Annotated in this window: 3 protein-coding genes; 1 reads left to right on the top strand and 2 read right to left on the bottom strand. The window is 64.3% G+C overall.

Annotated features, from left to right (window positions below):
* A partial coding sequence (locus tag B3D39_RS08240) for an LON peptidase substrate-binding domain-containing protein (protein ID WP_286789586.1) occupies positions 1–690 on the bottom strand: 690 nt, incomplete at its 3' end.
* 210 nt (positions 691–900) lie between these two features.
* A complete protein-coding gene (locus tag B3D39_RS08245) occupies positions 901–2,235 on the bottom strand; it encodes an ATP-binding protein (protein WP_274963890.1) in 1,335 nt (444 codons plus the stop codon).
* A 36-nt stretch (positions 2,236–2,271) separates the two neighbouring features.
* On the opposite strand from B3D39_RS08245, the gene B3D39_RS08250 reads away from it, so the two are divergent.
* Positions 2,272–2,898: MBL fold metallo-hydrolase (locus tag B3D39_RS08250; protein WP_274963891.1), on the top strand; the 627-nt coding region annotated here is incomplete at its 3' end.

Below are 2,898 nucleotides of genomic sequence, written 5' to 3' on the forward strand. Positions count from 1 at the left end.
CTCATTCAGGTAGTACTCGCGCTGGGTCTTCTCCATCTGCGTCTTCACGCGGGATTTGATCTTCTTCTCCACCTGGAGAACCGAGACCTCACCCTGCATGAGCCCGTAGACCCGCTCCAGCCGTTCGGAGACGTCGAGCGTTTCCAGAAGCTCCTGCTTCTGGGCCACTTCCAGCCCCAGATGGCCCGAGACGAGATCGGCCAGCTTGTCCGCTTCGGTCGCATCGGCCACGGCCGAGAGCGCCTCTTCGGGGATGTTCTTCTTGATCTTCGCGTAGCGCTCGAATTCCTCGGCGACCGAGCGTAGCAGCGCGCGGATCGTCTCCACATCGCCCTCGGTCTCGATCAGCGGCTCGGCATTCGCTTCGAAATAGTCGTCATTCTCGACGAAATCGGTGATGCGCACGCGGCTCTTGCCCTCGACCAGCACCTTCACGGTGCCATCGGGCAGTTTCAGCAGTTGCAGCACGTTGGCGAGCACGCCAACGCGGAAAATCCCGTCCGTATCGGGGTCGTCTTGCGACGGATCGACCTGGCTTGCGAGCAAGATCTGGCGATCCTCCGCCATCACCTCTTCCAGTGCGCGCACGGATTTCTCGCGCCCGACGAAGAGCGGCACGATCATGTGGGGGAAAACCACGATATCGCGCAGCGGCAGGACCGGATGGGTGACAGAGCTAAATTCGGTCATCGGCGTTCCTCTCTTGGCAGGAGGGTCCGGCCCCGTTTTCGGCGACCACGCCCCTCCCCTGTTCAACCCAATATCTAGGAGCCGTGAAGCATCCATTCAACTAGGGCATGTCACTCACCCGTCACAATGCGTGGCCCCGGGACAGGCCGCAAGAGGCGATCTCGTTGCCGTGAGCGGTTCGTGCGCGCGCGTGATCGAACGTGTAGCCACTTACCGCGGCAGGATCATCTCGGCCATCAAGCCGCCAAGCCGTTCGGATCGCCCGAGTTTCAGCGATCCACCATGGCGGCGCAGGATGTCGGCGGTGATCGAAAGCCCCAATCCGACGCCCTGCCCGCGATCCTGATTGCGCGCCGGGTCGAGCCGGGTAAATGGCCGGATCGCCTCCTCGCGGCGTTCGGGCGGGATGCCCGGCCCGTCATCATGCACCGCGATTCGCCACCCCGTGCGCGCGATCGAGACGGTGATTTCCGCGCGCGTGCCGTAGCGGACCGCGTTGCCGATCAGATTCGCCAAGGCGCGTTTGAGGGCATCGGGGCGGAAGGTCGCCTCCTCCTCGCTGTCACAATCGACCAGCGTCACATCGCGCCCCATCCGCCGCATATCCTCCACCACGCCTGAAACGAAGCCGCAGATCGGCAGCGTCTCCGGCTCGCCATGCGACGCACCGTCGCGCGAGAACTCGAGAAACGCATCGACAAGGCGCCCCATCTCGTCGACGTCACGTTCCATCGCGCGAACCTCGTCGTTCTCCTCCATCATCGACAGCCCGAGCCGCAGACGCGTGAGCGGCGTGCGCAGATCGTGGCTGACACCGGACAGCATCAGCGTGCGCTGCTCGATCTGCCGCTCGATCCGGTTGCGCATATCGAGGAAGGCGCGGCCTGCGGCGCGCACCTCCGTCGCCCCCGAGACGCGGTAATTCAGGTTACGCCCCTTGCCGAATTCCTCCGCCGCATGGCTCAGCCTGCGGATCGGGCGCAGCTGATTGCGCAGGAAGATATAGGCGATCAGTGTCATCAGAATGGAAACAAAGACCATTAGAACCAGCAATTGGTGCGGATTCGACGCCGAAACCCGGCTGCGCGCGAAGGTCACCGCCAACGGCCCGTTCGGCGTCTCCTGCACCACCCGCACGGAATTGGTGTTGTTGTCGAGATCGATGGAGCGGATCTGCGACAGGTTCGCCCGCAGCGTCGAGATCACCACGATCCCGGTCAGATCGAAGAAACTGCGGGTATCGCCCCGCTGCGACGCGAGATGCGTGGGCGCCGGGAATTGCGAGGCGAAGTTCAGCGTCTTGTCGAGAACGTCGAGCCGTTCGCGGGCAACCTCCGCCGTCGGCGCATTGGTCGCGACCTGATCGAGCAGAGCGATCTCGCGCACCATCCCTTCGGTCATCTGCTGCGTGACGCGTTCGAAATGGCGCTGAATGAAGACGATCGAGACCACGAGCTGGATCGTCACCACCGGCAGAATCAGGATCAGCGCGGCCCGCCCATAGAGCCCGCGCGGCATCATCTGTTTCAGCCAGCGAAATTTCATGCCAGAACCCTAACGATGGCCGCGATGGAGGGAAAGATGGAAGAATTGCAGCCCGGCTTGCGCCGGATCATCGCACCGAACCCGTCCCCCATGACCTATACCGGCACCTGCACCTATGTCATCGGCACGGGCGAGGTCGCTGTTGTTGATCCCGGCCCCGCCGATCCCGCGCATCTGCAGGCGCTCCTCGACGCGCTCGCGCCAGGCGAACGTGTCAGCCATATCCTCGTCACCCATGCGCATCTCGACCATTCCCCCGGCGCACGGCTCTTGGCCGAGGCTACGGGCGCGCCGATCCTCGCCTTCGGCCCGCCCGAAGCCGGGCGCGCACCGGTAATGGCGGAACTCGCGGCGCGCGGCCATGCGGGCGGCGGTGAAGGAGTCGATCACGCGTTCGACCCCGACATTTTGTTCGAGGATGGAGAGACGCTGAGCCATGGCGACTGGTCGCTCACCGCGCTGCACACGCCCGGCCATTTCTGCAACCATCTGAGCTTCGCGCTCGGCGATGCGCTTTTGACCGGCGATGTGGTGATGGGCTGGTCCTCGACGCTGATCTCGCCACCCGACGGCGATCTGGGCGATTACTACCGCTCGCTCGCGCGGATCGAGGCGCAGAGCCCGCGCATCCTATACCCCGGCCACGGCGATCCCGTGACCGCC

The sequence above is a fragment of the Thioclava sp. UBA3469 genome, assembly GCF_002378135.1.
Classification (GTDB): domain Bacteria; phylum Pseudomonadota; class Alphaproteobacteria; order Rhodobacterales; family Rhodobacteraceae; genus Thioclava; species Thioclava sediminum.

What these genes read in the sequence shown, in the direction of transcription:
- B3D39_RS08245 (WP_274963890.1), bottom strand. Translation starts at nt 2,235, where the DNA reads ATGAAATTTCGCTGGCTGAAACAGATGATGCCGCGCGGGCTCTATGGG.